At 38.4% G+C, this 1,344-nt stretch carries 2 protein-coding genes and 1 pseudogene; 2 read left to right on the forward strand and 1 reads right to left on the reverse strand.

Annotated features, from left to right (window positions below; translation table 11 throughout):
* The coding region (locus tag ACJHX7_RS26130) for an RHS repeat-associated core domain-containing protein (protein ID WP_410231736.1) at positions 1–589 on the forward strand (589 nt) is incomplete at its 5' end.
* Positions 590–599: 10 nt separating this feature from the next.
* Positions 600–971 carry a hypothetical protein gene (locus ACJHX7_RS26135; RefSeq protein ID WP_032170935.1) on the forward strand — a complete coding sequence of 124 codons (372 nt, stop codon included), beginning with the start codon at positions 600–602 and terminating at the stop codon, positions 969–971.
* Between the two features lie 65 nt (positions 972–1,036).
* Here ACJHX7_RS26135 and ACJHX7_RS26140 read toward each other — a convergent pair.
* Positions 1,037–1,162: pseudogene (locus ACJHX7_RS26140) on the reverse strand (toxin SymE, type I toxin-antitoxin system family protein); the annotation flags it as partial.
* Positions 1,163–1,344: the final 182 nt, after the last annotated feature.

Raw genomic sequence — 1,344 nt, forward strand, 5'->3', positions numbered from 1 at the left:
GGAGACGGGGTATCAGGTCTGGGGTAACACGATACAGGAGAAGGACCACGGCAGGGTGGAACAGAACCTGCGTTACCAGGGACAGTACCTCGACAGGGAAACGGGGCTGCATTACAATCTGCACAGGTACTATGATCCGGATGTCGGGCGGTTCATGGTAACGGACCCGATAGGGCTAAATGGAGGTATCAACCTCTATGCGTATGTCAAAAATCCGCTTACCTGGATAGATCCATTAGGATTAGCTGGATGTAATGCTCAACAACGTCGCAATATATCTGATCTCCGAAATGGTAAAGATGTCACGGTTAGAAGTGTTGACGAAGCAAGAGCATTATTAGATAACATGCCGGATCTTAGACCTCATGTTGACAATTTCCCTGCAAGGTCTGGTGAGCTTTATAGTGGCACCAAATTCAGTGATGTATGGAAACAACCAGCAGGAACATATCGGGGGGATTTATATAATGTGAAAAATCCATTATCTGATGTTGTTCATAATTCTAAAAATCCATTACACGATAATAATCCGCACTATAATATTATCTTTGGTGATGGTACTAAAGCTGGGATAATTATCGTTCCTTAGTGAGGTTTACATGAGAAATGCAATAGATAATAGGATGTTAGGCTCAATACCATTGGTGGAAAGGACAATAGAATCATCTGGAAACGAACTATTTATTATATATACCATAATTGATGATTTAGATTTCGATATTACACTCAAGAAAACTTATCATTCTTATGAGCAATTGGAAAATTCAGTTGTGGCCTTTTTGTCTGATGAAAAAAAACACAATGAAGATATATTAAGCTGGAGTGATGACTTTTCCATTAAGCAGAAAAAAGCAAAAAAAGAATTGTTTTTAAGATTTGATTCCGGTCGATTACTCTTGCCTGATAATGGAGAAGGATTTATTTTTGATGGCGATGTCAATTATATGAGAACGTGGATAAGTAAACTATAGAACCGTTTGCACTATTTATTTTCATAAGCCGGGGAGATATTAAACCTGCCCGGCTTTTTTATTATTTAATTCTCGTTCAGCACACTAAACATCCCGTCTTTAATCCCCTTAACCGCCTGTTTGACCTGATAAAGTTCCTCCCGCAACTCCTGCATCTCGTCACTGTCAGCAATGATGGTCAGGCATCCCTCCCAGGGAAAGATCACGTAACGCTGCTTTTTTGTACTAAACAATTCGCATTTTATGTTTAAAAATTGAGATATTCCTCATTACCTGAAGCTGTTTTTTATTGCTTATACATGATCAAATACTCCTTACATAATTAAGGAGAACAAAATGGAACTTAAAAAACTGATGGAACATATTTCTATTA

This window comes from Escherichia sp. WS1451 (assembly GCF_046487365.1).
GTDB classification, from domain to species: Bacteria; Pseudomonadota; Gammaproteobacteria; order Enterobacterales; family Enterobacteriaceae; genus Escherichia; species Escherichia coli.

Coding starts and splice junctions, on each gene's coding strand:
- ACJHX7_RS26135 (WP_032170935.1), top strand. CDS start 600: ATGAGAAATGCAATAGATAATAGGATGTTAGGCTCAATACCATTGGTG.